This is a genomic window from Methanobrevibacter sp. (assembly GCF_015062985.1).
Taxonomy (GTDB): domain Archaea; phylum Methanobacteriota; class Methanobacteria; order Methanobacteriales; family Methanobacteriaceae; genus Methanocatella.
Window position 1 is genome coordinate 26,822 of record NZ_SUTI01000008.1, and the last position, 20,531, is coordinate 47,352.

Below are 20,531 nucleotides of genomic sequence, written 5' to 3' on the forward strand. Positions count from 1 at the left end.
AAAAAACTGAAACATTTAAATACTACTTCTGATAATCTTTAATAGGAATTTAAAAGAGGTGAAAAAAAATGCGTAAGATTACTATACTAGTATTAGCTTTAATCCTCGTTGGCATGTTAATACCAGCAGGATTCTCAACTGATTCCAATGTCGTAATAACTTATGGGGAGACAACCTATTCAAATTCAAACTACAAATCATTCGTAGATTCATTCTTTGCTGGTCAAGCACATGTGAATCTTGTTGATGTGAACTCAAAAGTAATCACTGCCGATCAAGTGAATAAAATTTCAAGCGGCATAACAGGTAAAAATTATAATTCAAATCAAATATTGTCCTCAGCGCTTGTTGACTTGAATGATAATGCGGATTTGAAAGTCAGTGTAGACAAATCCAAAATCACTACAATAACAGGTGACATGTACCTTTCAGCATTAAAATCAGCTGGAATTACAAAAGGACATGTATATGTAACAAGTCCTGTAGAAGCAACCGGTGAATCCGCTCTTGCAGGAATAATGAACTCTTATGAAGTGGTAACTGATGTTGAAATTCCTGAAAGTGTAAAACAGGCTGCAAATGATGAAATTTACACAGAAGCTGAAATAGTAAACAATTCAGATGTAAGCGCTGATGAATTGGCACACTTGGTGGATCAAGTGAAAGATGAAGTATCAAGCGACAATGTTACAGACCACGACACAATCGTGAATATAATCAACAATTACGTTCAAAACAACAACATTAACATAACAAACAATGATATAGAAAACTTGGCTGATTCAATTGAGCAAGTTCAAAACGTGCAAGGTGATGTGAACTACTACAAAACTCAGGTAAATGACTTTTTAGGAAATAACACATCTGGTGGATTTTCATTAGATGGATTATTAGACTGGATTAAATCCATTGTTAATGGGATTTAATTCCCATTTTCTTTTTTTTTAAAATTTTTTCATAACCTTTTTATTAATTTAGCAATAAATTATTAACAAGGTGTTTTGAATGTCTGTTAGAAAATGTCCAAATTGTGGAAATGAAATAGGCGATAAAGACGTTGACTTTTGTACGGAATGCGGATACAGCTTATCAAGAAATGTTGTTTTAAAAGACAAGAATTCAAATGGATTTTTTGATGATGTAATTGATAAGACAAGTTTTTCAATAATAATATTTGCATTTGTCGTATTTGGAATATTTTTGTTCATCGGATCCTATGTCTGGGGATCATTCATGGCTTTGGGTTCAATTGATTTTGTGACATACTTCATATTGACAGTTGTATTTGCAGTATTTTTCGCAGGAATTTTTATAGGGTACTTCGGATGCAGGGACAAGTCTTATGTTATTCCAAATTTCTGGCTGTTTTTAGCTAGTATATATGCTGTTGTTTTAACAATATTTGGATTGGTATTCAGTTTTGTATTTGGATCATGGTCACTTTTTGCTGGTGCTTTGGGTAGTGGCGCACCAGCTTCTTCCGAGCCATTGGCTCCAAGCGTTGCTTCATCAAGTGCTGCTTCATCAAGCGCATATGGCTCAACAGTTCCAAGCATTGATTCCTCTTTATTTTTAAGTTTGATTCTTAAAATAATCATGTTCATCCTTGCGGTTCCGGTAGCAGTTTATTTCGGTGTTTATTTAGGATACTTTTTAAAGGAGAATATTTAATATTCTTTTTCTTTTTTTTAATCAATTCACTAGTTTTTCATCAGAATGCCAATCAATCAACCATCTAATATATATACTAATTAGGAACATAACTTAAATCATTAATAAATGTGGGTTTGATAATATGGTTAGGTTTTCACAATCTCTTGGAGACAGGCAATCAAATAATAGAAAAGAACCTTATGAGCAAATTAATACTTATCAATATGATAGGCAGCCTCGTGTAGACAGGATGTATAGCCAGCCTCCAAGACAGGTTTATCAAGCAAAACCGGCTTATCAGAATGATGATTTCTACAGGCAATTCCAGGATAATGACCCGACTGAAATCGTTTATGAAAGGCCAGCTATTGAAAGAGAATCTATCCAGCCTGATTATTCAAAACCAGAATTGCAATTCCCTGCTGACCAGAACATCCAGTTCGGTGTTGAATATGCTCCGAACTCAAAGCCGCCTGTAATCGGTAGCAATTACACCATCAGATCAAATTCAATCATTTATAATGATGTTGTAATCGGTGATAATTTCAGAACCGGGCACAATGTGGTCATAAGAGAAAATACCAACATAGGAGATGATGTTCTAATCGGAACAAACACCGTTATTGAAGGGGATGTCATTATTGGAAATGATGTCAGCATCCAGTCCAATGTATATATTCCGACCAATTCTGTAATTGAAGATAACGTATTTATCGGACCTTGCGCTTGTTTTACCAATGACAAATATCCTGTAAGGATTAATTATGAACTTCAAGGACCTAAAATCAGACGTGGTGCATCTATCGGTGGTAACACTACATTCCTGTCCAATGTGGAAATAGGTGAAGGGTCAATAGTTGCGGCAGGAGCTATTGTTATTCATTCCGTTCCGCCATTTTATCTGGCCATCGGAACCCCTGCACGTATCAAACCGCTTCCTGATCACTTGAAAGTTCCGAATAGGTTTTAATTAGGAGATAATATGGCTATATATAAATGCAAAATCTGCGGATATACTTTTGATGAAGATGACATTGAAGAAGGATTAAACATTCCTCAGGGAACCAAATTTGAGGATTTGCCTGCTTCTTTCAAATGCCCTAAATGCAGAATGCCGAAGGCAATGTTTGAAAAAATTTAAATAATTTTATATATTGTAAAATGTAAAATAATATTAATTAAATTATATAATTTAATACAACTTTTAAGGAGATTGTTAAAAATGGCAAAATTTAAATGTAAACTTTGCGGATACACAACTGAAGAATTTGAAGAACTCCCAGAAGACTTTAAATGTCCTATGTGCGGCGCAACCGCTGACATGTTTGAAAAAGTAGAATAGGTGTTTTTAATGGCTTATGTTTGTAAAGTCTGTGGATTTGTTTTAGACGAAGACGAATTACCAGAAGATTACACCTGTCCTGTATGCGGTGTACCTGCTGCAAATTTTGAAGAACAATAAGTTCTTCATTTATTTATTTTTCCAAAAATTGCTTATTTTTAAAATTTACACTTATTTTTCCGGAATATTTCTCGAATATTTTCATGATGTCCCTGTTGTCCTTTGACACGACATCATAACTGACCTTATCCGTATAATCCTTATCGATGACTTCAAGATTATTGTTTCTAACTTCTGAGTCAGCTATTTTAATGTTGGAGTATTCAAAAAGAAGATTATATACGTCATATTCCTCAATTTCAAGTATTTCCGCTTCGCCTATGGCTTCCATTACTGACTTTGAATATGCGCGCACAAGTCCTCCGGCACCCAGTTTGATTCCTCCGAAGTATCTTGTAACAATTGCAGTCACATTGTGAAGCTCGTTTTTCCTTAAAACATTGATCATAGGTTTTCCCGCTGTTCCGCCAGGTTCTCCGTCATCGTCAAAGCCTTCCCCGTCACTCACGATATATGCAGTGCAGTTGTGTGTTGCATCTGCGTATTGTTTGTTTATCTTTTGAATGATTTCCTTTGATTCTGCCTTTGTCCTTGTTGGGAACAGTGAACAGATGAACTGGGATTTTTTAACGTTTATTTCGATTTGTATTGCTTCTTTAATAGTTTTCATTTTAACCATATCTTTTTATATAACATTGAACATATTATTGTTAATTAATTTTGCAAGGTGGTAATATTGACAAGTAAATCTGCTACAGTTTTAGTAATATTTGTAGTGGCTATTGTAGCCTTTTGTTTAGCCAGTTGCTTTGCAGCTATGACAGGACCAATATCAATACCTATTGGTTTCGATTCAGGAAATACATCAAATAATGTTTCACCTGTTTCAGTTGATAATAGCTATGATGACTCTGATTATCAAAGTTATAATGATTACAGTGAAAGTTCATACTCAGATTCTCAGGTAGAGACTACTGTTGACCATGATACTCCAAGTGGAAGTGAGGATGGTGGTTCACAGGGTCAGGGTTCTGGAAATGTAACTGACCATGGATAATTAACTTTCCTATTTTTTTTAAAAATCCAATAGCTTTTCAACATCCAATATTACGGAGTTAATAGCTAGATTGAAGAGTCGTTCTCCGTACTCTTCATCCACATAAACACCGTTTTCTTCAATGTCTATTGCACCTTCTTCAATGTTCGGGTCATCACGGCGTGCCTGTGTAAATCCATATAGGCCAACTTCCTCATATTCATTGACATTGGCTTGATTTTCAACTTCTTTTTCATTGATGATGCCGAGAACCTTTGCCATGGACAGTTCGCCACTGCCTCCATGAGGTCCTTCTGATGAGATTACCTTATTGTTGAATATTATTGCCATGTCGGTTGCATCCTCAATGTCCCATAACTCTGCCATAAGCGGGATGTTGCCTCCATGTGCATTTACGATAACTGCCTTTTCAATATCCAGGAATTTTTTGGCGCTGTTTAAAGTATTTATAACGTTTTCTTTTAGTGTATCGAGGGAAACATGTATGCCATGGTCTATTGTATCCAATTCGTATGCTGGAAATATTATTCCCAAAAATTTAGCCCCTGTCTTAAGGGAGGACTGGAATGCAATATGAGCTCCTATCTTTGCATCTGTGTCGATTGGAAGTGCAGGGCCATGGTTTTCAAGGTGTGATCCGAGCGCTATTATGCCGATTTTGTGAACTCCTGGGTCATGTACGTTGCCTGCTCTGTATCTTAACTCAGCCATATCATCACCTACAGTTCAAAGTTCCAGATATCGTCACCGACATAATGTTTGGTTTCAACAGCTTTTCCGGAATCGTTTGCAACCATTTCCTCTCCGCTAATTAAGCTCACTCCAATGGCCAACGGTTTTCCATGGGTTTCGTCTATGATTAAGACTATATCTCCAGGTTCAACACCTTCGGATGTGGCTACAATTCCCGGACTCATTATGTCCGCGCCATTGCTTACGAATCTTATGGCTCCCATATCCACGGTCACGGTTTTTGCATCGATTTCATTTGCAAGTGCGGCTTTCAGGGTTGGGAAAGGTTTTTCATCAATTAAAATAATATATGGTTCGCCGTCCACTAGGATAAATGAATTAGGTTCCGCTTCAAGTATTTCCACGTTCTTTTTGCCTTGAAGTAAGTCACCGTATTCGCCTAATTCAGCTTTTATTTCTTTTATTTTCTTTTTTTTCAAGAAATTTCTTTTTTTAACTTTTATAGCCATGTCAATCCCGATATTTTTTTTAATTAATTATATTTTGTATTTAAAACTAATAAATCTATTTGTTTAATTGCCTTATCTTGCCGATTGAATATTTGCTGTTTCTTGAAAAGACATATCTGCAATCGATATTTTCACCGAAATCGGCCATTATCAGGGGAGGATCTTTCACGGCATATTTCAGGATTGTGCTTGCATTGTTGTCGCTCAGGCGCATTATCGAGAAGTTGATTATTTCAAGTTCCTTCTGGCTGAAGCTGAAGGTCGGAATTATTGTCAGGTAGTACCTGTAGAGGATTCTCTGGTAGTAGGGCTCCTTTCTAAGGAATAGCTGCTTTTTTGAAATAAGTTCATTGGTGATTTCATTGAAGTGCTTCGGCTTTATCCCCTTTTTTGACTTGATGTAGGTTTCCTTTGTGAGAAGCTCTCCGTAAAGCTCATAATAGTTGGAATCAATGAAATACAATATGCTGCAGAGGACAGTCTTTCCCAGATGGCGCTTGTCGTACGTTTTGCATAGAATATACATTATAAGGTCAATATATTTTTCGCGGTTAAGGTGCATGGTTTTGCCTGTGATGGTTGTGTGGTGATATATTTGTGGCGTTTCATTTTTAAGAGATGTCAGAGAGCATTTGAAAAATATTATTAATAGTTATTTTCTAATTAATTAATGATGCTATTATTTTTTATTATTTTGGCTTAAAATAAGGCAACATTTATATAGTAGGTAATTTATAATTAATAGTATTAGTTTTAATTAGGTTTTGTCTTATCTTAACTTGATTATATTATGTCTAATAATGAGTATTATTTACTCGATTCATACAAAAAACTAAAATTTTGATAATATAAGGTGATATAATGAGCGGACAAAATGTTCAAAGACCACTTGATGCATTAGGAAAATCAGTAGATGCTCCAGTTTTAATAAAACTCAAAGGAGATCGTGAATTTAGAGGTATACTTAAGAGCTTTGATTTACACATGAACTTGGTTCTTAATGATGCAGAAGAGTTACAAGACGGAGAAGTCACTAGAAGACTCGGTGTTGTGCTCATAAGAGGAGACAATATTGTTTATATTTCACCATAAATATTATTCAATACTTTTCGAGATTATATTCTTACGATAAATTAAGGAGGTGTATCAATGTCAAAGGGAACTCCATCAATGGGTAAAAAGAATAAGAAAACCCATATCAGATGCAGAAGATGTGGTAGAAACACTTACCATATACGTAAAAAAGTCTGTGCTTCTTGCGGATTCGGTAAATCTAAAAAATTAAGGAGATACAGCTGGCAAAACAAAAAACCAACTACTAGGCAAAGACTAGTATAAGTTGGCAAACTTTGAAGATTAATTAATTAATCTTCTTCAAACTACTTTTTTTAATTCAATTCAACACTGCAAAACAACTTTTTTTAGATAGATTTATATAACTATTGACATTATAATAATTTTAGATATTTGATAAATTTTTGGAGGTCTTTCATGACTGAATTAAGAGATATTGCTAAGGAAAATAATGTTGATTTGGAAAACTGTATTGTTTTCATAAGAGGTAACGATGATATTTTAGCCGTTGACATAACCAATGCAGGAATCAGGCAAAGAAGTGACGATACAATGGGATTCACATTTTCACTCTCTCCAAAAGAAACATTGAAATTGGAGGAATACTTCAATAAGTTTGCAACAGGAGAAAAATTCTATTTCGACATTTCACAAACAGGATACAGGCCTGTCTACTACAGGGGACTGTCCCCTATAAATAAGGAGGTCAGCAGCGAATACCATCCGAAATTCAACATTACCCTGTTTGCACAGAAAGCTATCGTGGAACCTGAAGATTCATACTTTGAACCAACATGCGCATGCTGTGAGTTCTGCCATATAGGATAGATGAAAATGTTTAATTCAGAATTTTCAAATTACATTACCCTAACAAACACAAAAACCAAAGAATCCATAAAAATGGATCAGAGAAGGGTTAAAATCAGAGAAAATGAAAACGGTTTGATGGCTATAAGCTATCTTGCACCTGTGTTTGACATAATGGACATGGAAGTCTTTTTTGACGGACTTCTCACTTCTGAACAGATAATGATGGATATAGGTGGAACCGGAAATGTTAATGTAAGGTTTAGGGGAATAATTGATGGTAAGGGAAAGAATCTCCCTCAAAATCTGGACCATAAAATTATTCTATTGCAGGAACCGACCTGTCTGGACCTGAGGGTCAATATTCAGCAGACAGGATTTTCAAAATTTAAAATAAGGAATGAACTTTCACAATAATCTTTTTAAAGTTCATCCTCAACTGCTTCCCATAGGTCGACTGCCCAGCCTTGGCTTCCGTCAATTACCATATCGAGCAGCCTTACTTTGCCGTCTCTGAAGCGGAATAGTCTGTAGTCCTGCTGTGGCTTTTTTGCACTTCCTTCCTTATTGCAGTCAAGATAGATTCCATCTTCATAGTTTTCTTCAAAATCCCCTGCATTCACGAAATCCCCAACAAGGGAATATCCGTTTTTCACGCTTTTGTCTAGTTTTTTCACTGTCTTAAGCCATCCGCCCTGTGCTCTAAATTTGATGTCAGGGTCTATTTTTGTTATTTCATCTTGCCAATTAATTATCATGCTAATCAAATCCTTTTTATTTTTAGTATGCAATTTATTTACATATAAATAAAAAGTAAGAGAGCATTTGAAAAGAAATATAATTACTTATATATAATTTGAATTGTAAAGTATTAATGTACAATCTAATTTGTTTGGGCTTTACATATGAATCTATTTGAAAAATTTAATATAAAAACAGAGAATGAATATTTATACGATGTGGCGTTTACTCACGGTTCCTATTCAACTAAATATAGGTTAGATTACAATTACGAAAGATTGGAATTCTTGGGGGATTCCGTTTTGAGTTTAATTGTATCTGAATATCTGTATGGTAAATACCCTCATTATGAAGAGGGAAAATTAACAAAATTAAGGGCAAATTATGTCTGTCAGTCTGCGTTAATTTATTACTCTCATGAATTGGGATTGCAGGAGTACCTTAAGGTCGCTGAGGAAGAATCGAATTTGACTAAAAATGAAATACTGTCAATTACAGCAGATATCTTCGAATCATTCCTGGGAGCAATATTTTTAGATCAGGGCATGGAATTCGCAAAGGATTACGTGTCTAAGATTATTTTCAAATACATTGATGAGAATAAGATATTTTTTGCAGACTATAAATCTGCAATGAAAGAGTATGGGGACGCTAAAGATTTGGAAATCACATATGAAGTGTTGGATGAGCAGGGCGTACCTCATGATAAAATTTTCACAATGGCCATCCTAATCGATGGACAGGAAATGGGTATAGGAAAAGGTAAGAATAAAAAAGAAGCAGAGCAAGCAGCTGCTAAAGTAGCTATTAAAAAATTAAATATTAAGGTGTTTTAAATGAATAAGGAATCTGTGGGTATTGTTGAAACAGAATATCTTGATATAGAGGACCCTATTGAATTGGATAGTGGAAAAGTTCTTGAAAAAGTCACCATTGCTTATGAAACCTATGGTGAACTCAATAAGGAAAGATCTAATGCTATCCTAATTTGTCATGCCTTAACCGGTGATGCCCATGCAGCAGGTTGGCATAAAGGTGACAGAAAACCTGGATGGTGGGAAATGGTAATAGGCCCTGGCAAAGCTTTAGACAGTGAAAAATACTTCATAATCTGTTCTAATGTATTGGGAGGATGTAAAGGAACAACAGGCCCTAGTTCAATCAACCCTAAGACAGGCAAGGAATATGGTCTTGAATTTCCAGTAATCACAATTGGAGATATGGTTAATGTTCAGAAAAAATTAGTTGATCATTTTAACATCAATCAATTATATGCGGTCATCGGAGGATCAATGGGAGGAATGCAGGTCCTGGAATGGATGGTATCCTATCCTAAAATGATGAAAAAAGCTATTCCGATAGCTACAGCTGCAATGTCCTATCCGCAACAGATTGCATTTAATGCGGTCGGCCGCCAATCAATATTCTCAGATCCTAACTGGAAGAGCGGAAACTACTATGATTCCGGTGAAATTCCAAGAAACGGTTTGTCACTGGCACGTATGATAGCTCACATCACTTATTTAAGCGATGAATCAATGGATATCAAATTTGGACGCGGTCTCCAGGATAAGGATGAAATCAGTTATGACTTTACGGTTGATTTCCAGGTTGAAAGTTATTTGAAATATCAAGGGGAATCATTTGTAAAACGATTTGATGCTAACAGTTATTTATACATCACAAAGGCCGTCGACTTGTTTGACCTTTCCATCAATGGTTCATTGATTGATGGATTTAAGGATGTCGAAGCAAAAATCGAGGTCATTTCAGTTGATTCGGATTGGTTATATCCAACAGAACAGAGTACTGAAATCGTAACAGCATTGAATGCCAATGACGTGGAGGTATCATTTTCAGAGATAAAATCCAATTATGGTCATGATGCATTTTTACTTGAAAAGGGGCAACTGAACTATATCTTTGCCAATTTCCTATCCGACAATGTTGTTGAAGATCTTATGATGGAGGAAATTGCCACCATTAAGGAGGATGCAGACGTTGTTGAAGCGGCCAAATTAATGTTGGATAGGCATGTGACTCACATTCCTGTTGTGACTGATGACTATAAGCTGATTGGAATCGTCACAAGCTGGGACTTGTCAAAGTCAATCGCAACCGGTTCCAACCACTTGAAGGATATAATGACAACAACCGTCAAATACTGTAATGCCGGCGATACCATAGAGGAAGTCGCTCGCCACATGCGCAAATTCGACATATCATGTCTTCCGGTTGTTGATGAAGACATGAAGGTTTTAGGTCTTATAACAACAGACCAAATAAGTAATTTACTCAGCTAAATTACTTCTTTTTTTAATTTTTTGGAGTCGTTAATATTTCACGAAGAGCTAAGTTTATGGATGGTGCAAAAAAGGCAATTCCGATCACCCTGGGGTATGTTCCGATGGGAATAGGATATGCCGCCATTGCAATAAAAGCGGGAATGACTCCATTCGAAACTATTTCAATGTCATTTTTGGTTTATGCAGGTGCAGGACAAATCATTGCAGCAACAATGGTTTTGAACGGCACAACTGCAATGGCAATCATATTGACTAATTTTGTTGTAAATCTGAGATATTTCGTAATGTCCACATGTGTTTTAAACCAGGTTGAAGAATCAAACACTCCACTGAATATTCTGGCGGCACATGTTACTGTCGATGAGTCATTTGCAATGTTTTCACTGAGTGATGATTCAAACATTTGGATATACCTTGGAATCGCGATAACTGCCTGGCTGAGCTGGTGTTTGGGAGCCGGAATCGGTGTTGTCCTGCTCGATTTGCTTCCGGTCATTGTTACAAACAGCTTTAACATTTCACTTTATGCATTGTTTGTTGCAATATTGGTCCCGTCAATCAAGGAATCAAGACAAATTGCACTTTTGGTTTTGATAACTGCAGTATTAAATGTTGTCTTAAGCCAATTTTTGGGAAATTGGTCATTGATTGTATCAACACTTGTAGGAGCAGCTGCTGGAATGTACATTGTTGATGATGAATACTTGCTTTCGGGTGATGCCTGATGGATTACATCATGCTGGTCATTTTAGGGTGTGCCATTGTCACATTCATACCGAGGCTGATTCCTGCTTTATTCATTGATAAGCTGGATTTTTCACCCAAGGTGGAGAAATTCTTAAATTTAATTCCATATACTGCTCTGGCAGCCTTGATATGTCCTGGAGTATTGACTGTGGACAGCCAATTATGGTATATCGGATTGATTGGTGCGGTTGTAGCTGCAGGACTTGCCTGGAAGAAAGTTCCTCTTGGAGCTATTGTAATATTGACTGTGGTGGTCCTGATAACGGTTTATTCTATTGTTCCCTTCTTTTGAATGTGTAGGCTTAAGGGACGAGTTTTTTCTGGTTCATCGCGTGCAATTCTTGAATTCAGCATTCTTCTAAGCACTAAAAGCATTAGGACTGTTTCAATAATATTGCTTAGGGCCACTGATAGTAATACTCCGAAACTGTTTAGACCTAATAAATGGCCGAATATTAATATAAAGATCACAACGGTTATTAGATTAAATATAATGAAAATTAATGTGTAGATACTCTTTTCAAGACCTAAAAATACATAACTGCATCCTGTGATTAGTGGAGCTGTAATTATGTAGATTATAGAAAATATCAGCAGGTTTTTAACTTCATTAATAACAACATATTCCGTTGAAAATATGCTTATAATAGGATTGTGGAATATTGTGAGTCCCAGTGAAATGAACAGTGCAATGCCTAATCCAAATGCGAATATTTTTATTATTGTTTTTTCTGATTTCAATAAATCTTTTTGCACCCGCTAAATGTCCGATAACAATACCCAATCCTTTTGCAATGCCTAGAATTGGGGTAAATATTGTTGTTTGTATATTAAGCATTATAATGTATGAAAAAACGGTAACAGGCGTTGCGTAAATGTGAATAGAAATTGTAATAATCATTCCAAGAAGGCTTAAAATGATGCCGTCCAAAATGATTGGAAAGGCCAATACAATAATTTCCTTTATGATTTTCCATTCTAATTTGAATTTTTTCGGATGAATTTCCACCAGTGTATCATTTTTAATTGAATATATGTGGATAAACAAAATGGCTGAAAATAATCCTCCTATGATTGTTGAAATAGCTGCCCCAACCATCCTCATTTTCAAATTAAAAATCAATATCGGGTCCAAAACGATATTTAAAATATTTCCCGCTGTAATGATGATGGTTGCTCTTTTAGTATCTCCTTCACTGCCTAAAATGGCGGAAAAGTAATTGTTTAGCATAATCATGATAATGAAGCCTAGACAAGGTGCAATATAAGCATATATCATATTACTATATTCCATGATACCCGCCATTGCACAGATAGGTTTGATAAGTGGTATGGTGATAATAGGAAATATGATGGAGCATACTAAAATTAAAAATAGGCCATGTTCGGCATATTTTTCCGTCATTTCTATTTCTTTTGCTCCAAAGGCATTTGAAATTAAAACATTGGCTGCCCTGCCGATACCGTCACCAACTTTATTTATAGTATAGATGACATTTGCAATATATCCCATGCATATAACAGCTGTGGTGCCTAAACCGCCAATCCAGAAAAGGTCAATAAGGGCATATAGGGAATTTAAAAATAAAAGAATTATGATTGGTATGGATAGCATTATTGTTGATTTTACTGGATTTAATTGGATTTCTTGTACATGTATGCTCATAATCTCTAATCAATTATATATTTTTAATAACTTAAATAATATATGCAATTTGTTTAGTCTATTAATGAATTTGGTTTATTCTGTAATATAAATCGGAAACTTTTTGTTAAAATGTGAATTCAACGAATTTTTATTTGTTAATGTAAAATATATTTGAAAAAATTTTTTAGTCCCAAGCAGATGTTGTAGGAAAATGGTGTGGATATAATGAATTGTTTAGTATGATTTTTTCTGCTTGAAACTGTGCGTGTAACATCAAATGTGTTAATGAAATTTTACATATGTTAAAGATGGATTACCTTATATATAAATGTTTCGATTTTATTTTGCTATTAAAAAAAGAAATTAAATCGCTTAAAATTATATTTTAATAATTAATAATTTGTCAATAACATAAAAATAAATTTATAATTTTAATATTTTAAATTAAATTATTTTTAAGTATTTATAATTGTTTAAAATAAATTTAATCAAATTAATTTATAACAGTTAAGTTTATATACTATGTAATGTAACATTAACATAAGTAATTAGTTTTTAACATAATTACTAATGTACTTAAATACTTTTTGCAAAAATGAATTAATTTGTGGCAATACTATGAGAACCATGATTAAATATTTAAGACAAGAGCTCAAAATGAGCCAAAAGGAACTTGGGGATAAAGTTGGAGTCACCCGACAAACCATTAATGCGCTTGAAAATGGAAGGTATAATCCATCTTTATTTTTAGCATATGAAATAACCCAGGTTTTTAACAAAATGATGTTTAAAGGAGATCGGGAGAAGTATTTTGTTATGGAAGAAATATTTATTTTCGATGATGATTATTATTAGGTGATAAAAAATGATTTTAGATATATACAAAGACGCATTAGAATATTCAGCTAAGGACTGGAAGAAACTTGTGATATTGGGAGTAATCTGTTTCTTCAGTTTCTTATTGCTTCCTGCCTTTTTGATTACAGGATATAATTATAGGGTTATCAACACTGCAGTACATGGAATTATCAACGGAAGAGATCCATTGCCTGAATTTGATGATTTGATAAGCATGTTCATTGATGGGGTAAAGGTAGTGATTGTTCAAATCGCCTATCTTATTGTACCATGCATCATATTCCTAATATTTGCAGTTGCTGCAGGATCTATTGATGGAACTCTATCATCTGTATTGTTGCTTATAGGATGCCTGCTTGCATTTGTTTGTTTTGTAGTTTCAGAATTGATGATTCAAATGGGAATATGCCACATGGCATACAATGAGGGGGCATTTTCAAAAGCATTTGCATTCAGTGAGATAAAAGAGGTCATTGATGAAATTGGATGGTTTGAATGTCTTATGACCTTAATCGGATTGATTATCATAACTGTTGTAATTTCATCTGTCGTAACCGCACTTATCGGATTAATATTTGCAGCATTTGGATTTTCAGGTGCGGTATTGGGTGCTGACCCAAGCGGAATATTCTTATTGGGCGTATTCATCAATTCAGCAGTAGCAATGTTTATTGTTGGACCATATTTGAGCATATTCAATTCAAGATCCATTGGATTATTATACACAATGCAAATTTAGGTGATTATCATGGCAAGCATAACAGACTGTGTTGTTGAAGGGTTAAAATACCCTTTCAATGACCTCAAAAAACTTTTAGGATTCGGCGCACTATTTGCATTAATGAGTGTATTATCAACATATATAGGACTCAAATCTTTTGATATTTTCAGAGATATGGTGCATATTGCTGAAATGACAAATGGCACTGTTTCAAAGATACCGTTTTCACAGTTGCCTGCAGGAGACATTAACATTGTACTTGCTTTGGCTGTTCTCAGCTTTATTGTTTCATTGTTCATATTGGGATATCAGTATGATATTTTAAAATTCTCAATAGACAAAAAATCAGACCTTCCAGGATTCAGCGACATAATTGGAATGCTTACTAAAGGAATAAAATACTTTATCGTAACCCTAGCGTACAATATAATTCCAATGCTAGTACTGGCAGGAGGAGTAGTGCTTTTGAACGACTCATCTGCATTGCTATTTGTCATGCTGATTGCAGGGCTGCTGTTCATAATCGCATATTTCCTTATGATCATGGCCCTGAACAATATGGTTGATTATGACAGCCTTAAAAAAGCATTTGACTTTAGGGAAATAACTGATAAGATAGCTAATCTCGGATGGGGAAAATACATAGGAATAATTATATTCACATTGATTGTAATGATGATTATCTCAGTTGCGGTAAGCTTTATATTAAGCTTTATAACTGTGGGATTTGCTGCAGCTATCAACAATCAGGCAGTAGTCATATCATTTGTCATTGCAATAATTGAAGGATTATTCATAGACTCCTATATGGCTTTATTCTTCAATAGAGTCTGCGGATTAGTATATAGAGAAGCAATTAAATAGTTGGAATGTTTAAACACATTCTAATTACTTTTTTTTTAATTATTTTGGGGAGATTTTTATCATGTTAGACTACGTTATCGAGACAAACAACTTGACAAAGAGATATTCCGGAAATATGGTGGTGGATTCTGTAAACATGCATGTTGAGAAAGGAAAGATCTACGGGTTGCTCGGCAAGAATGGAGCCGGAAAAACCACAACAATGTGTATGCTTTTAAATCTGACATATCCGAGCGGCGGAGAGATATTTCTCTTTGGCAGTGATTCAAGAAAGCATTCAAAGGAGATATATTCTAAGATAGGCTCCATAATTGAAACTCCAGGTTTCTATGAAAATCTCACAGCATATGAAAACTTGAAAATCATTGCTAAATTAAGGGGAAACTATAACCCTTCAGATATTGAGTCAGTTCTTGAAATGGTTAACCTGCACCATGAAAAATCAAAAAAATTCAAGGATTTTTCACTGGGCATGAAACAACGCTTGGGAATAGCGGCGGCTATCATGCACAGTCCTGAACTTTTGATTTTAGATGAGCCGATCAACGGGCTTGATCCTTTTGGGATTAAGGAAATCCGCTCATTGCTTAAAAGATTATCTAATGAATGGGGTATAACTATCCTAATTTCATCCCATATCCTAAGCGAAATAGAAAACATTGCTGACGTAATAGGCTTTATGGATGAGGGAGTTTTGATTGAAGAGATTACACGCGAAGAGCTGTATGAAAGATTGGATAAGCATGTTGAATTTGAAGTTTCCAACACTGATTTGGCAGTAAATATTTTTAAAGAACTGGAACTCAAAGAGAATGAGGATTTCACAGTCATCGAAAATAGAATTTGCCTGTATACTCATCTGGAGTTAAGGGATAAATTCAATGCGTTATTTGTTCGGGCAGGAATGGACGTAAGAAAAGTAAACCTATGTGAAGAAAATCTGGAGGAGTTCTTCACCAGATTCATATCAAACAATTGAGGTGATTTGATGTTGACATTTATTGAAATGGAGTTTTTAAAGCTCAAAAGGTCAAGAATATTTCTGTTAAGTTTAATGGGAGCTATTCTCCCGCCATTGCTGATGTTTATTGCGGTCACATCTTTTGGTGAGGGGAATACTTTTGAAATGCTGTTCAGCAATGTGAATATGTACATGTCCGCAATGTTTGCAATCATGATTTTTGCGATAATCATATCATACCTCTTCGGAAGGGAATACAACGAGCATACTCTTAAGACAATGCTGACCATTCCAGTGTCAAGGGAAAAATTTCTGGCAAGCAAATATATCATGTTTTTGACATGGATTATGATTCTAACAGTAGTGACAAGCATATCAACACTCATATTTGGCTTTATTGCAGGTCTTGAAGGATTTAGCTTAAAACTGTTTATTGATAGCTTTGAACAGCTTCTATATGCTAATATGCTATTGTTTTTAACATTCTCTCCGTTTGTATTCGTTTCATTATTCATTACAAATATGGTTCCCGCAATGGTTGGAGGAGCGGGATTGACATTAGTGAATCTGATGGTTTACGGACAGAACTGGGCTCCGTATGTGCCGTGGGTATGCCCATATCTGATTGCATCCGGTGAAATAGCTGAATATAGTGCGGGCATTGGTGTTTCTTATGCCATCATTCTAGCCACTTTCATAATAGGTCTTGCGATTTCATATCTATATTTTACCAGAGCCGATGTTTCGCTTTAGATTTTACTTTTCAAATGCTCTTAATGCAAATTTAAATATAATCATGTAAATAGTAGATATGGTGATATTATGAATGACTTTGAAAATCAGAAATTCTGCCAATCCTGTGCAATGCCACTAGCAGACGATGAATTATTTGGAACCAATGCAGATGGAACCAAAAACGAAGATTACTGCATCTACTGCTTTAAAGATGGTGAATTCACTTCAGACATGTCAATGGATGAAATGATGAATTTCTGCATCGATAAAATGGTTGAAGTTCATCCGGAAATTGATAAGGATGAAGCCAGTGCAATGATGAGCGAAGTATTTCCTAAATTGAAAAGATGGGCGAATGATTAGTTCCATCCCTTTTCTCTTTTTTTTTTAATTAAATTTTAAGTATTATTACTTTTTAATATTATATCATGTGTTCAATTGTTGGCCTGCAAGGTAATTTTAAAGGAAATGATATTGTCAAAATGCTTAAAACCTCAAAATACAGAGGTCCTGACTCATCAGGTCTTTTTTTAGATGAAATTTATACAGGCGTAAATCTGGATGAATTCATTGACGATAACGATTATGACATAGCCTTTGGCCATAATCTGCTTTCAATTTATGATTTGGAAGACAGACAATCAAAGCCGCAGCCGGTATCAAATGACAATCTTACTTTGGTTTTCAATGGGGAAATCTATAATTTCAAGACAATTACAAATCTTCTTTCTAAAGTGGGTGTTGAAAAGAAGATTACCTCAGATGCTGAAGCCCTGCTTTATCTGATTGACTTTTACAACAAGGAAGATTTAGTCAAAGCTATTCAAATGGCAAACAAACTGATTGATGGGGATTATGCCTTTGCCATTTGGGATGGTGAAAATCTGGCTATTGCAAGAGATTCGTTAGGGGTCAAGCCATTATTTTACGCGCAAAAGGCTGGATTGAAAGGATTTGCATCAACAAGAAATTCATTAAGGGAAGTCGGCTTTGATGAAATTGAAACCTTAAAACCGGAACACATCCTATTTAACTGGCAGGATATAGCTCCTGCGCAGCCAATTTATGAAAAAGTCTTTGAAGGTGATGTAGCCAAGATAGACAAGATGTTAAGGTTAAGCCTTATTAAAAGAGTTGAAGGATTAAGCGAGCTTGGTGTAATATTTTCAGGAGGTCTTGACAGTTCATATCTTGCACTTCTTTTAAAGGAAATCTCTGAAAATATCCCTTTAAAAATCAAACTTTATGCAGTTGGGGCAAAGGATTCAAAAGATGTGGACGCCGCAATATATGCTTCAAAATTCCTGAATATGGACTTGGAAATCTGTGAAGTCACAGAGGAACTGGTGCGTGAAGCCTTGCCCGATGTTGTAAATGCAATAGGTGATGACAATCTGATGAAAGTCGGTGTTGGCCTTACAACTTACTTTGCAACCAAAATGGTGGCAGATGATGGTCTTAAGGTAGCCATTTCAGGACAGGGAGCTGATGAACTCTTCGGAGGATATAAAAGATATCTTAAAAGCTTCGTTGATGGAACCCTCAACTATGACTTGAGAATGGATATGTCAAACATGTATCATGTTAATCTCGAAAGGGATGATGCATGCTCCATGCTCAACGGTGTTGAGTTGAGACTGCCGTTTTTAGATAAGACTCTTGTCGAGCTGGTATTGAACATTCAGGACAATAAAAAAATTGTTTCAATGCATGATGATATGAGAAAAAGCATTCTAAGGAAATTGGCCTTTGAGGAAGGCCTTGACTATGAAATTGCATACAGGCCTAAAAAGGCAGCCCAGTATGGGACAGGCATAGATAAAATCTTAAGGAAGAAGATTATAAAGGATACTGATATTTCCCAATATTTAAAATAATTAATTCTATTTTTCACTTATTTTTTTATAAATATCTTTAACTTTATTAATATTAAAAAACATAATAAATATATTATTAATTAATAGGAGTTTTTATTTTATGACAATCGAAAAAGATGCAGAGGATATTATTGAAAAATTCTCAAAAATTTTAGAAGATATTCCGGATTCTGATGAAACATGGTACATTACCGATAATTTAAATTTAACCCGTAATGATGAATCTCAAGAGAAAAACCCTGAAAAAATTTTAAGAAATGCCAATATTGATAAAGAGGGAAATCTCATTGTTAAAAGAGCAGATTGGACAAATTAAGAGGAATTCATATGAGAATAAATTTAGTTCTAGAGCTTTCAGATACTCCAGGACAATTAGTTAAAGTATTAGAACCGATAAGCACACTTGGTGCTAATTTAGTAACCGTTATCCACAAGAGGGACTATAAACATGACGACGGCAAGGTCCCTGTTCAGCTCACTTTGGAGGGTGAACATGAAGACCTTAAAAGTGTAGTGAACAAGTTTGAAGAGTTAGGATTCTCCATTATTGAAATGGATGGTGTTGTCAGAAAGGAAAAAATAACCACTATCCTTTTTGGCCATATTGTCGATCGGGATTTAAGGGACACTATGGATAGAATTAACAAACTTGATGGTATTACAATCGTTGGATTTGATATTAAATTAAACGGAGAAGATAAATCCACAGCATTAATTAATATTGAAGCGGATGTTGGCAAAAAACAGACAGCATTTAATAAAATTGCAGAAATTGCCGAAGAAAAGGAATTATTAGTGATTAATGAAGTTTAAGTGATTATTATGGATGAATGTAAAGTCATTATCATGGGATTTGGTTCAGTAGGTCAAGGTGTGGCTAATGCACTTTCCATGAAAAAAGATTTAATTAAAGATAAAACAGGCATTGCAGTAAAAGTTGTGGCTGCAGCCGACTCATCTTCATCTGCAATCTCACAAGATGGACTAGATGAAGAATTACTTGTAAAAACTAAGAATGAAGAAGGAAAATTATCAGCATATCCTGAGTTTGGAAGCGATAAATGTGGAGCGGATGTTTTGGATGCCGTTGAATATGATTGTCTTATAGAAGCAACTCCTACAAATATTGTTGATGCGGAACCAGCATTCTCACTAACCCTTAAAGCATTCCAACAAGGAAAGGATGTCGTAACATCAAACAAAGGACACCTTGCTCTCAAATTTAAGGAAGTTGTCGGAGCAGCTGAGGAAGCAGGTGTTGAATTCAAATATGAAGCCAGTGTTGGTGGATCAATGCCGATTATTAATTTCACAAAAGATACATTGGCATCCTGTGAAATCAAATCAATTAAAGGTATCCTAAACGGTACCACAAACTATATTCTATCAAGAATGACTTCAGAAGGTTCAGAATATGAAGTTATTTTAAAGGAATCACAGGAATTGGGTATTGCAGAAACCGACCCAACTCAAGATGTTGAAGGTATTGATGCAGCATGCAAAACCGTAATCTTAGCGAACTCCCTTTTAGGAATCGATGCAACATACAGTGATGTTAAAGTGGAAGGTATTTCAAAAATTAACTCACAAGCTATTGAACTTGCCAAAAAAGATGATTATCTAATCAAATTAATAGCTGAAGTATCTCCTGATAATCTCCAGGTATCTCCACGTTTAGTCAAAAGGGGCAGTTCCTATGATGTAAGCGGAACCTTGAACATGGCTACAATCAAAACAGATTTGGCTGATGAGATATCTGTTATTGGACTCGGAGCAGGTTCCCTTGAAACTGCTTCTGCGATGTTGACTGATTTAATTAGTATTTTAAAAAATAAAAACTAATTAAATATTTTATTTTTTTTATAATTTTTTTATATG

At 35.0% G+C, this 20,531-nt stretch carries 31 protein-coding genes; 25 read left to right on the forward strand and 6 right to left on the reverse strand.

Translation table 11 applies throughout. The annotated features are described in order from the left end of the window. Positions 1 to 68: 68 nt before the first annotated feature. From E7Z77_RS05025 to E7Z77_RS05050, 6 genes are all read left to right on the forward strand, one after another. A complete protein-coding gene (locus E7Z77_RS05025) occupies positions 69 to 926 on the forward strand; it encodes a DUF1002 domain-containing protein (protein WP_292750912.1) in 858 nt (285 codons plus the stop codon). 79 nt (positions 927 to 1,005) lie between these two features. Then, positions 1,006 to 1,671, forward strand: coding sequence for a zinc-ribbon domain-containing protein (locus E7Z77_RS05030; protein WP_292750914.1), 666 nt, complete (start codon positions 1,006 to 1,008; stop codon positions 1,669 to 1,671). Positions 1,672 to 2,035: 364 nt separating this feature from the next. After that, on the forward strand, positions 2,036 to 2,623 hold the full coding sequence (locus tag E7Z77_RS05035) for an acyltransferase (RefSeq protein ID WP_292751062.1): 588 nt from the start codon (positions 2,036 to 2,038) through the stop codon (positions 2,621 to 2,623). Between the two features lie 12 nt (positions 2,624 to 2,635). Beyond that, complete coding sequence (locus E7Z77_RS05040; protein WP_292750916.1) at positions 2,636 to 2,794, forward strand: rubredoxin; 159 nt, start codon at positions 2,636 to 2,638, stop codon at positions 2,792 to 2,794. Between the two features lie 81 nt (positions 2,795 to 2,875). Further along, complete coding sequence (locus E7Z77_RS05045; RefSeq protein WP_292750918.1) at positions 2,876 to 2,995, forward strand: rubredoxin-like domain-containing protein; 120 nt, start codon at positions 2,876 to 2,878, stop codon at positions 2,993 to 2,995. 9 nt (positions 2,996 to 3,004) lie between these two features. Continuing rightward, positions 3,005 to 3,115: a rubredoxin-like domain-containing protein gene (locus E7Z77_RS05050; protein WP_292750920.1), complete on the forward strand. Its 111-nt coding sequence runs from the start codon at positions 3,005 to 3,007 to the stop codon at positions 3,113 to 3,115. Between the two features lie 13 nt (positions 3,116 to 3,128). Here E7Z77_RS05050 and E7Z77_RS05055 read toward each other — a convergent pair whose 3' ends face one another. Continuing rightward, entirely contained in the window at positions 3,129 to 3,725 is a 597-nt protein-coding gene (locus E7Z77_RS05055) for a YigZ family protein (protein ID WP_292750922.1), read from the reverse strand. A 66-nt stretch (positions 3,726 to 3,791) separates the two neighbouring features. On the opposite strand from E7Z77_RS05055, the gene E7Z77_RS05060 reads away from it, so the two are divergent. Beyond that, on the forward strand, positions 3,792 to 4,112 hold the full coding sequence (locus tag E7Z77_RS05060) for a hypothetical protein (RefSeq protein ID WP_292750924.1): 321 nt from the start codon (positions 3,792 to 3,794) through the stop codon (positions 4,110 to 4,112). Between the two features lie 18 nt (positions 4,113 to 4,130). On the opposite strand, the gene arfB is transcribed toward E7Z77_RS05060, so the two are convergent. Genes arfB through E7Z77_RS05075 form a run of 3 tightly spaced genes read right to left on the reverse strand, consistent with a single transcriptional unit; the run spans position 4,131 to position 5,876 of the window. Continuing rightward, on the reverse strand, positions 4,131 to 4,823 hold the full coding sequence (arfB, locus tag E7Z77_RS05065; RefSeq protein ID WP_292750926.1) for a 2-amino-5-formylamino-6-ribosylaminopyrimidin-4(3H)-one 5'-monophosphate deformylase: 693 nt from the start codon (positions 4,821 to 4,823) through the stop codon (positions 4,131 to 4,133). Positions 4,824 to 4,831: 8 nt separating this feature from the next. Further along, positions 4,832 to 5,314 carry an RNA-binding protein gene (locus E7Z77_RS05070; protein ID WP_292750928.1) on the reverse strand — a complete coding sequence of 161 codons (483 nt, stop codon included), beginning with the start codon at positions 5,312 to 5,314 and terminating at the stop codon, positions 4,832 to 4,834. 55 nt (positions 5,315 to 5,369) lie between these two features. After that, positions 5,370 to 5,876, reverse strand: a complete 507-nt coding sequence (locus tag E7Z77_RS05075) for a type II toxin-antitoxin system antitoxin SocA domain-containing protein (RefSeq protein WP_292750930.1) — start codon at positions 5,874 to 5,876, stop codon at positions 5,370 to 5,372. Positions 5,877 to 6,175: 299 nt separating this feature from the next. On the opposite strand from E7Z77_RS05075, the gene E7Z77_RS05080 reads away from it, so the two are divergent. From E7Z77_RS05080 to E7Z77_RS05095, 4 genes are all read left to right on the forward strand, one after another. Next, the gene (locus E7Z77_RS05080; RefSeq protein WP_067042787.1) at positions 6,176 to 6,406 is read left to right on the forward strand and encodes an LSm family protein; all 231 of its coding nucleotides are present in this window, start codon (positions 6,176 to 6,178) and stop codon (positions 6,404 to 6,406) included. Positions 6,407 to 6,463: 57 nt separating this feature from the next. After that, entirely contained in the window at positions 6,464 to 6,652 is a 189-nt protein-coding gene (locus tag E7Z77_RS05085) for a 50S ribosomal protein L37e (RefSeq protein ID WP_067042784.1), read from the forward strand. 153 nt (positions 6,653 to 6,805) lie between these two features. After that, positions 6,806 to 7,216 carry a hypothetical protein gene (locus E7Z77_RS05090; protein WP_292750933.1) on the forward strand — a complete coding sequence of 137 codons (411 nt, stop codon included), beginning with the start codon at positions 6,806 to 6,808 and terminating at the stop codon, positions 7,214 to 7,216. A 6-nt stretch (positions 7,217 to 7,222) separates the two neighbouring features. Then, positions 7,223 to 7,612 carry a hypothetical protein gene (locus E7Z77_RS05095; RefSeq protein ID WP_292750935.1) on the forward strand — a complete coding sequence of 130 codons (390 nt, stop codon included), beginning with the start codon at positions 7,223 to 7,225 and terminating at the stop codon, positions 7,610 to 7,612. A gap of 5 nt (positions 7,613 to 7,617) precedes the next feature. Here E7Z77_RS05095 and E7Z77_RS05100 read toward each other — a convergent pair whose 3' ends face one another. Next, positions 7,618 to 7,953, reverse strand: coding sequence for a hypothetical protein (locus tag E7Z77_RS05100; RefSeq protein WP_292750937.1), 336 nt, complete (start codon positions 7,951 to 7,953; stop codon positions 7,618 to 7,620). Between the two features lie 147 nt (positions 7,954 to 8,100). Here E7Z77_RS05100 and rnc point away from each other — a divergent pair, with 147 nt between their 5' ends. From rnc to E7Z77_RS05120, 4 genes are read left to right on the forward strand one after another with little or no spacing between them, the layout of a single operon-like run. Beyond that, positions 8,101 to 8,772 carry a ribonuclease III gene (gene rnc, locus E7Z77_RS05105; protein ID WP_292750944.1) on the forward strand — a complete coding sequence of 224 codons (672 nt, stop codon included), beginning with the start codon at positions 8,101 to 8,103 and terminating at the stop codon, positions 8,770 to 8,772. Then, positions 8,773 to 10,239, forward strand: coding sequence for a homoserine O-acetyltransferase (locus tag E7Z77_RS05110; RefSeq protein ID WP_292750946.1), 1,467 nt, complete (start codon positions 8,773 to 8,775; stop codon positions 10,237 to 10,239). It abuts the gene before it with no gap. A gap of 56 nt (positions 10,240 to 10,295) precedes the next feature. Beyond that, positions 10,296 to 10,967 carry an AzlC family ABC transporter permease gene (locus tag E7Z77_RS05115; protein ID WP_292750949.1) on the forward strand — a complete coding sequence of 224 codons (672 nt, stop codon included), beginning with the start codon at positions 10,296 to 10,298 and terminating at the stop codon, positions 10,965 to 10,967. After that, the gene (locus tag E7Z77_RS05120; RefSeq protein WP_292750951.1) at positions 10,967 to 11,281 is read left to right on the forward strand and encodes an AzlD domain-containing protein; all 315 of its coding nucleotides are present in this window, start codon (positions 10,967 to 10,969) and stop codon (positions 11,279 to 11,281) included. The genes E7Z77_RS05115 and E7Z77_RS05120 overlap by 1 nt, the downstream gene beginning before the upstream one ends. Positions 11,282 to 11,599: 318 nt before the next feature. On the opposite strand, the gene E7Z77_RS05125 is transcribed toward E7Z77_RS05120, so the two are convergent. Then, complete coding sequence (locus tag E7Z77_RS05125) at positions 11,600 to 12,655, reverse strand: MATE family efflux transporter (protein ID WP_292750953.1); 1,056 nt, start codon at positions 12,653 to 12,655, stop codon at positions 11,600 to 11,602. A gap of 600 nt (positions 12,656 to 13,255) precedes the next feature. On the opposite strand from E7Z77_RS05125, the gene E7Z77_RS05130 reads away from it, so the two are divergent. The 10 genes from E7Z77_RS05130 (at position 13,256) to E7Z77_RS05175 (ending at position 20,495) form a co-directional block, all read left to right on the forward strand. Further along, positions 13,256 to 13,492 (forward strand): helix-turn-helix transcriptional regulator, encoded by a 237-nt coding sequence (locus tag E7Z77_RS05130; protein WP_116591747.1) that lies wholly within the window; start codon positions 13,256 to 13,258, stop codon positions 13,490 to 13,492. Positions 13,493 to 13,502: 10 nt separating this feature from the next. Further along, complete coding sequence (locus E7Z77_RS05135; RefSeq protein WP_292750955.1) at positions 13,503 to 14,234, forward strand: DUF4013 domain-containing protein; 732 nt, start codon at positions 13,503 to 13,505, stop codon at positions 14,232 to 14,234. 9 nt (positions 14,235 to 14,243) lie between these two features. Continuing rightward, positions 14,244 to 15,080 carry a DUF4013 domain-containing protein gene (locus tag E7Z77_RS05140; RefSeq protein ID WP_292750957.1) on the forward strand — a complete coding sequence of 279 codons (837 nt, stop codon included), beginning with the start codon at positions 14,244 to 14,246 and terminating at the stop codon, positions 15,078 to 15,080. Positions 15,081 to 15,141: 61 nt separating this feature from the next. Continuing rightward, a complete protein-coding gene (locus tag E7Z77_RS05145) occupies positions 15,142 to 16,059 on the forward strand; it encodes an ABC transporter ATP-binding protein (protein WP_292750959.1) in 918 nt (305 codons plus the stop codon). Between the two features lie 9 nt (positions 16,060 to 16,068). Next, entirely contained in the window at positions 16,069 to 16,794 is a 726-nt protein-coding gene (locus tag E7Z77_RS05150; RefSeq protein WP_292750961.1) for an ABC transporter permease, read from the forward strand. A 69-nt stretch (positions 16,795 to 16,863) separates the two neighbouring features. After that, positions 16,864 to 17,139, forward strand: a complete 276-nt coding sequence (locus E7Z77_RS05155; protein ID WP_292750962.1) for a zinc ribbon domain-containing protein — start codon at positions 16,864 to 16,866, stop codon at positions 17,137 to 17,139. Positions 17,140 to 17,204: 65 nt separating this feature from the next. Then, positions 17,205 to 18,653 (forward strand): asparagine synthase-related protein, encoded by a 1,449-nt coding sequence (locus tag E7Z77_RS05160; RefSeq protein WP_292750964.1) that lies wholly within the window; start codon positions 17,205 to 17,207, stop codon positions 18,651 to 18,653. Between the two features lie 100 nt (positions 18,654 to 18,753). Next, complete coding sequence (gatC, locus tag E7Z77_RS05165; RefSeq protein WP_292750966.1) at positions 18,754 to 18,969, forward strand: Asp-tRNA(Asn) amidotransferase subunit GatC; 216 nt, start codon at positions 18,754 to 18,756, stop codon at positions 18,967 to 18,969. An 11-nt stretch (positions 18,970 to 18,980) separates the two neighbouring features. Next, complete coding sequence (locus E7Z77_RS05170) at positions 18,981 to 19,466, forward strand: amino acid-binding protein (protein ID WP_292750968.1); 486 nt, start codon at positions 18,981 to 18,983, stop codon at positions 19,464 to 19,466. 9 nt (positions 19,467 to 19,475) lie between these two features. Next, a complete protein-coding gene (locus tag E7Z77_RS05175) occupies positions 19,476 to 20,495 on the forward strand; it encodes a homoserine dehydrogenase (protein WP_292750970.1) in 1,020 nt (339 codons plus the stop codon). The last annotated feature ends 36 nt before the right edge of the window (positions 20,496 to 20,531 follow it).

Excerpts from the sequence above, each read along its gene's own strand:
- E7Z77_RS05025 (WP_292750912.1), top strand. The coding sequence starts at position 69 with ATGCGTAAGATTACTATACTAGTATTAGCTTTAATCCTCGTTGGCATG.
- E7Z77_RS05030 (WP_292750914.1), top strand. The coding sequence starts at position 1,006 with ATGTCTGTTAGAAAATGTCCAAATTGTGGAAATGAAATAGGCGATAAA.
- E7Z77_RS05040 (WP_292750916.1), top strand. The coding sequence starts at position 2,636 with ATGGCTATATATAAATGCAAAATCTGCGGATATACTTTTGATGAAGAT.
- E7Z77_RS05045 (WP_292750918.1), top strand. The coding sequence starts at position 2,876 with ATGGCAAAATTTAAATGTAAACTTTGCGGATACACAACTGAAGAATTT.
- E7Z77_RS05050 (WP_292750920.1), top strand. The coding sequence starts at position 3,005 with ATGGCTTATGTTTGTAAAGTCTGTGGATTTGTTTTAGACGAAGACGAA.
- E7Z77_RS05055 (WP_292750922.1), bottom strand. The coding sequence starts at position 3,725 with ATGAAAACTATTAAAGAAGCAATACAAATCGAAATAAACGTTAAAAAA.
- arfB (WP_292750926.1), bottom strand. The coding sequence starts at position 4,823 with ATGGCTGAGTTAAGATACAGAGCAGGCAACGTACATGACCCAGGAGTT.
- E7Z77_RS05070 (WP_292750928.1), bottom strand. The coding sequence starts at position 5,314 with ATGGCTATAAAAGTTAAAAAAAGAAATTTCTTGAAAAAAAAGAAAATA.
- E7Z77_RS05075 (WP_292750930.1), bottom strand. The coding sequence starts at position 5,876 with ATGCACCTTAACCGCGAAAAATATATTGACCTTATAATGTATATTCTA.
- E7Z77_RS05080 (WP_067042787.1), top strand. The coding sequence starts at position 6,176 with ATGAGCGGACAAAATGTTCAAAGACCACTTGATGCATTAGGAAAATCA.
- E7Z77_RS05085 (WP_067042784.1), top strand. The coding sequence starts at position 6,464 with ATGTCAAAGGGAACTCCATCAATGGGTAAAAAGAATAAGAAAACCCAT.
- E7Z77_RS05090 (WP_292750933.1), top strand. The coding sequence starts at position 6,806 with ATGACTGAATTAAGAGATATTGCTAAGGAAAATAATGTTGATTTGGAA.
- E7Z77_RS05095 (WP_292750935.1), top strand. The coding sequence starts at position 7,223 with ATGTTTAATTCAGAATTTTCAAATTACATTACCCTAACAAACACAAAA.
- E7Z77_RS05100 (WP_292750937.1), bottom strand. The coding sequence starts at position 7,953 with ATGATAATTAATTGGCAAGATGAAATAACAAAAATAGACCCTGACATC.
- rnc (WP_292750944.1), top strand. The coding sequence starts at position 8,101 with ATGAATCTATTTGAAAAATTTAATATAAAAACAGAGAATGAATATTTA.
- E7Z77_RS05110 (WP_292750946.1), top strand. The coding sequence starts at position 8,773 with ATGAATAAGGAATCTGTGGGTATTGTTGAAACAGAATATCTTGATATA.
- E7Z77_RS05115 (WP_292750949.1), top strand. The coding sequence starts at position 10,296 with ATGGATGGTGCAAAAAAGGCAATTCCGATCACCCTGGGGTATGTTCCG.
- E7Z77_RS05120 (WP_292750951.1), top strand. The coding sequence starts at position 10,967 with ATGGATTACATCATGCTGGTCATTTTAGGGTGTGCCATTGTCACATTC.
- E7Z77_RS05125 (WP_292750953.1), bottom strand. The coding sequence starts at position 12,655 with ATGAGCATACATGTACAAGAAATCCAATTAAATCCAGTAAAATCAACA.
- E7Z77_RS05130 (WP_116591747.1), top strand. The coding sequence starts at position 13,256 with ATGAGAACCATGATTAAATATTTAAGACAAGAGCTCAAAATGAGCCAA.
- E7Z77_RS05135 (WP_292750955.1), top strand. The coding sequence starts at position 13,503 with ATGATTTTAGATATATACAAAGACGCATTAGAATATTCAGCTAAGGAC.
- E7Z77_RS05140 (WP_292750957.1), top strand. The coding sequence starts at position 14,244 with ATGGCAAGCATAACAGACTGTGTTGTTGAAGGGTTAAAATACCCTTTC.
- E7Z77_RS05145 (WP_292750959.1), top strand. The coding sequence starts at position 15,142 with ATGTTAGACTACGTTATCGAGACAAACAACTTGACAAAGAGATATTCC.
- E7Z77_RS05150 (WP_292750961.1), top strand. The coding sequence starts at position 16,069 with ATGTTGACATTTATTGAAATGGAGTTTTTAAAGCTCAAAAGGTCAAGA.
- E7Z77_RS05155 (WP_292750962.1), top strand. The coding sequence starts at position 16,864 with ATGAATGACTTTGAAAATCAGAAATTCTGCCAATCCTGTGCAATGCCA.
- E7Z77_RS05160 (WP_292750964.1), top strand. The coding sequence starts at position 17,205 with ATGTGTTCAATTGTTGGCCTGCAAGGTAATTTTAAAGGAAATGATATT.
- gatC (WP_292750966.1), top strand. The coding sequence starts at position 18,754 with ATGACAATCGAAAAAGATGCAGAGGATATTATTGAAAAATTCTCAAAA.
- E7Z77_RS05170 (WP_292750968.1), top strand. The coding sequence starts at position 18,981 with ATGAGAATAAATTTAGTTCTAGAGCTTTCAGATACTCCAGGACAATTA.
- E7Z77_RS05175 (WP_292750970.1), top strand. The coding sequence starts at position 19,476 with ATGGATGAATGTAAAGTCATTATCATGGGATTTGGTTCAGTAGGTCAA.